This is a genomic window from Clostridium sp. DSM 17811 (assembly GCF_018861905.1).
GTDB classification, from domain to species: Bacteria; Bacillota; Clostridia; order Clostridiales; family Clostridiaceae; genus Clostridium_AD; species Clostridium_AD frigoriphilum.
On sequence record NZ_JAHLDU010000064.1, the window covers coordinates 1 to 4181 of the forward strand.

Below are 4181 nucleotides of genomic sequence, written 5' to 3' on the forward strand. Positions count from 1 at the left end.
CTACTAACTGACTGTATATCATGATAATAGAATGTTCCACCTGAAATTGGATTTCTCTCTTTTAAACGAATAAATAAAATATTATCTCCCTCAAGCACAAACTTCGTAGATATGTACGTGTTCCTATATCCAAAGTAGTAAGCCCACCAAGTAATTATACTATTTAGGAATACGAATACTAATATTCCGCCAGCTACCATAATAATGGGATCTACGTTAAGTCCAAATTTCATTATAATTTTTCCTAATATTATTAATAAAATCATTACTAAAATTGGATATAGGAATAAATATAAAAGAGTTTTTTTAACATAAATCTTTTTATACCTCTTTAAATCAATACTTATTTCCTCTTTCATCTAATTCTCCCCTTTAAACAATATAATTCATTCTTTTATGACACATTTTGTTGCCATTGGCATGTCTATATTCTTTATAACTTTTCCCACACTATCTAAATTTTTTTCATTCGTCATTCTACCCTTTTACTTTAAGGCTTAACAATAACAAATTATTAAAATAAACTAAACAGCTGTCTTATTAGTATAATTAGTACAATTACTGAAATTACTTTCTGAATTAGACCTTGATCTTTTCTATTATTTTTTTGTATATCTAAATACTCTTCTTCTGCAATAGTACCATTTTTATGTTCCGCTTCTATACGTTTTCCATTTTTCATCTTTAAAATACCATAAATTATCAAATATACAAAGTAAAAAACAAAAAACACTACCCACAATATAAGTATATAAACATCATTTTGTTTTTTTGTTATTATAACTACTGAAGCCATAATGCAAACAATGCTTCCTCCAAACAGTATTCCAAACATTATTAGGGCTTGTTTTACTAGATTATTTCGATTATTATTCTTCATGTATTTCCCCTTTTCTTAATATTTGTTACATTAATATATATAGATTTCTTCTCTGCATTTAAAATTTATTAACATATTCATCTCTAAAAATGTTTCATCACTTTTTCATTTACTATAAGTTTAAGGTGTTTTTTACATTTAGGACAGTCTGTCGCCATATAGCCTTTCATTTTTTGTTCATCTTTTTCTTTATAATTAATTCCAGAGGTTAACTTTTTTTTACAAAATGGGCATATGTACTTGATTTGTGGACTCATTGGTGTAAAATTAAATTTGATTGCCATAAACCATAATATTAACCAACATATAACAAATATTATAACTGTTTTAATATCGTAGAAAATCAGTGATACTAAAACTCCAATAGTAAAAATAACAGCTAAAACAAATTCATGTCTCTCATCTCGTAATAATAGATTACTAATATTTATAAGCATGGTATTTTTATCTCTATTAGTTTTTTTTTCTTCTTGTCTTTTTAGCTTCTCTTCATTTAAATCCATATTAATTCCTCCTATTTCTTTCCTTTTGTTATATATTCTTGAGCTAATATATTATTATTAATTTCATAACTATGTAAAAAAAGGAGCTGATCTATCCAATGATCCTGTTAATCATTTTAAGACAGCCCCTTTTCTATTTATGTAAGTGTTTTTAAGTAGCTTTTCAAATAACAAGCTCTTTTTTTATATACTTTCCACGACTTACTTTTTAAACCATTATCTTAAATGTTGCAATATTAGCCCTTAAGTTGGCTAGCTAAAGTTGCATCTGTTTCTTCTATAGTCTTAGCAACCCCATTTAATTGTCCCGTTACGCCATTACAAACTTCTGGGAATTTATCCAATACTTTACTCATGTCTAGGAAAGCTTGGAAAAATGAACTTTGTGCTGCACCTTCCCATGAACTTTCAAGACGGTTAACTTCACCTCTTAATGTTGTAATTATGTCTGTTACCTCTCCAGCCTTTTGTGTAAATTTACTAGCAGATGCTCTAAGTTCCTCTGGTGTAATCATAATTCTTGACATATAAATACCTCCTAAAAATTTTTTATTTATATAAACGCTATTTTAGCGACTATATTGAATTAATAAGTTATAAATCTGATCCTAAATTTGGAATATCTGTATAAAGATCATCATAATCAGTTTTTGCCTCTGTTAAACACGATTTTAAATGTGTAAGAATATCTATATGCATCTGCATATTAGGGGTCCATGTATCTTCAAATTTGCTAAAATACTGTGTACTTGCACCTGAAATCCAACCCGATGCCTTCAAATCTTTTATTACATTAAGTAAGTTCTTTTTCATCAATGTAAACTCGTCAATAGATTGTTTGTAATCAAGAGCAGTTTGCTGTAACTGATTTAAGTCAATTTTAAGTTTAGCCATAGAAATTCACCCCCTCTATTTAGAACTTGAGTTTATTAACGTACCAAGTACCTTTCCTTTTACCGCCGCTGTGCTTCTATCTGCCTCAGCCTTGTCAATTTCATTTAACTCTTGATAAAGTTCAGCTCTTATTAAATAAACTTCTCCCATATCTTCATCTATTGCAAGTAAATAATTAACCATTTCAAATGCCTTATCATAATTTTTTAATTCCTTATAACACATAGCTCTATACACAACTATATCAAGCATCCCTGGATTTGCAGAACTCGCAAATCTAAATATTTTTATTGCTTCTTCATACGCAACCTTTGATTCTACAGTTTTACCTAGTCTCCCTAGGCAAAGTGCCCTATAATAAACAGCAGCAAAATAAAATGAATTTTGGTCACCATTCGCAATTATTTCTTTTGAATAATCTAGTGCTTTGCTAATTTTATCTATATTCATATATATATTTATAAGATAAAACCTAGTTTCATCATCAAAGCTTTCTTCTGATTCCTTTACCTTCTCATACAATAAAACTGACTCATCAATTCTTTCTTTTGCAAGTAGAATTTCTGCTTTTTCAAGAAGTATAGTTCTATCTTCTGTATTATTATATCTTGTGTCTATTATATCTAACGCTTCATCATATTTCCCTTGTTTTTCTAATAACGTAACTTTATCAAGTATAAATCCATCATCATCAGGGAATAATGCCCTAGCTTTTTTAAGACTAATTTCTGCTTCTAAGTAGTTCCCTATCTCAATATTTACTAGAACCTTATAATGATGTCCCTCGAAAACTTCCGGATTAAACTCTATCATATTATCAAGTGTTTGTAGTGCTTCTTGATATTTGTTGTCATCAATACATATCATGGCCTTATGTAACTTTGCATCTGATCTAAATTTATCCCTTAGAATTGCCTTATTATAATTTTTAATTGCTTCTTCATCATTCCCAGCTTCTTCTGCTAAATTTGCTAAGTTTACGTATAGCTGTGCATCATCATATCCATTATTTATAGCCTTAGCATAATATTCTCTACCCATATCATTATTGTCTAGGAGAAACTCAACATTTCCAAGATGAAAATATGTAATTGCATTCTTCTTATCTATTAAAAGAACCTTATTAAATGATTCCTTTGCCTTATCATACTTATCAAGCATAACATAGGCTTCGCCAAGGTTAAAATATGTATCTAGAAACATTGGGTCTTTGTTTTCGGCTTTTTTATACATTTCTATAGCTTCATCATACTTTTCAATTGAAAATAATACTTTACCTTGTTGGTTATATTCCTCCACCTCAGAAATACTTTTAATCTCCATTACTTATCACCTCTTGTTTTTTATTCTTCAAAGCCTTATCTAATAGTTGCACATTTCCAAAAACATTAGGAACACTAATACTATTAATTACACGTTCCTTATATTCGTCCTCAGAACCACCCTCATCAACTTTTCTTTTTAATATATATCCTTTAACAATTATCTTATCATTGGTAATGGTGTAACTACTAACTGATTGTATATCATGATAATAGAATGTTCCACCTGAAATTGGATTTCTCTCTTTTAAACGAATAAATAAAATATTATCTCCTTCAAGCACAAACTTCGTAGATTTATACGTATTCTTATATCCAAAGTAGTAAGCCCACCAAGTAATTATACTATTTAGGAATAGGTATAGCCCTACAAAAATAAATGCACCAAGAATAGGAGCCGAGCTAAATCCCAATTTCATTATAACTTTCCCCAAAATTAACAATATCACCATTACTATAATTGGGTATAAGAATAAATATAAAAGAGTTTTTTTAACATAAATCTTTTTATACTTTTTTAAATCAATTTTTATCTCATCTTTCATTTAATTCTCCTCCTTTTTTAATCTAATCAAATGTATA

Annotated in this window: 7 protein-coding genes; all 7 read right to left on the reverse strand. The window is 28.6% G+C overall.

Going from position 1 to position 4181, the window contains the following annotated elements; all coding sequences use genetic code 11:
- Positions 1 to 359 (reverse strand): hypothetical protein (locus tag KPL44_RS24815; RefSeq protein ID WP_216256052.1); only part of this gene is annotated, 359 nt, incomplete at its 3' end.
- A gap of 155 nt (positions 360 to 514) precedes the next feature.
- Positions 515 to 880 carry a hypothetical protein gene (locus KPL44_RS24820; protein WP_216256054.1) on the reverse strand — a complete coding sequence of 122 codons (366 nt, stop codon included), beginning with the start codon at positions 878 to 880 and terminating at the stop codon, positions 515 to 517.
- A gap of 83 nt (positions 881 to 963) precedes the next feature.
- Entirely contained in the window at positions 964 to 1383 is a 420-nt protein-coding gene (locus KPL44_RS24825; RefSeq protein WP_216256055.1) for a hypothetical protein, read from the reverse strand.
- 236 nt (positions 1384 to 1619) lie between these two features.
- Positions 1620 to 1910, reverse strand: a complete 291-nt coding sequence (locus tag KPL44_RS24830; RefSeq protein ID WP_216255940.1) for a WXG100 family type VII secretion target — start codon at positions 1908 to 1910, stop codon at positions 1620 to 1622.
- A gap of 67 nt (positions 1911 to 1977) precedes the next feature.
- Positions 1978 to 2277: a WXG100 family type VII secretion target gene (locus KPL44_RS24835; RefSeq protein ID WP_216256057.1), complete on the reverse strand. Its 300-nt coding sequence runs from the start codon at positions 2275 to 2277 to the stop codon at positions 1978 to 1980.
- Between the two features lie 15 nt (positions 2278 to 2292).
- Positions 2293 to 3600 carry a tetratricopeptide repeat protein gene (locus tag KPL44_RS24840; protein ID WP_216256059.1) on the reverse strand — a complete coding sequence of 436 codons (1308 nt, stop codon included), beginning with the start codon at positions 3598 to 3600 and terminating at the stop codon, positions 2293 to 2295.
- Entirely contained in the window at positions 3590 to 4144 is a 555-nt protein-coding gene (locus KPL44_RS24845; RefSeq protein WP_216256060.1) for a hypothetical protein, read from the reverse strand. The genes KPL44_RS24840 and KPL44_RS24845 overlap by 11 nt, the downstream gene beginning before the upstream one ends.
- Positions 4145 to 4181 lie beyond the last annotated feature (37 nt).